Origin of the sequence: Nocardia cyriacigeorgica (assembly GCF_010858045.1) — a bacterium.
Taxonomy (GTDB): domain Bacteria; phylum Actinomycetota; class Actinomycetes; order Mycobacteriales; family Mycobacteriaceae; genus Nocardia; species Nocardia cyriacigeorgica_E.
Genome location: NZ_JAAGVC010000423.1, coordinates 1 through 273, shown reverse-complemented (window position 1 = coordinate 273; position 273 = coordinate 1). Strand labels below are relative to the sequence as shown.

At 66.3% G+C, this 273-nt stretch carries 1 pseudogene; it reads right to left on the bottom strand.

The features are described 5' to 3' along the window. A pseudogene (locus GV790_RS31565) lies at positions 1-203 on the bottom strand (SIMPL domain-containing protein); the annotation flags it as partial. Between the last annotated feature and the right edge of the window lie 70 nt (positions 204-273).

The window sequence follows — 273 nt, the reverse complement described above, 5'->3', positions numbered from 1 at the left end:
CCGAATGGTGTGAGGACATCGTGCTCGACCGCCACCTCGACCCCGCCGAACGGCAATGCGAGTCGGTGACCGTGGAGGAGCATCCGGCGCTGGCGGCTCTCCACCGTGATGGTGACGCGCATCAGGTCGGGGGTGGCGCGGGCGGTGCCATGACCGAAAGTGGTGACCGTGCCCGTGGCCGATGAGGACTTCTTCTTGCTCACGCGATCTCCTGACTGTCGCCGAATGTCGGGCGGAACTCCGTGCTCGCGGAGCCACCGCACTCAATAGTCC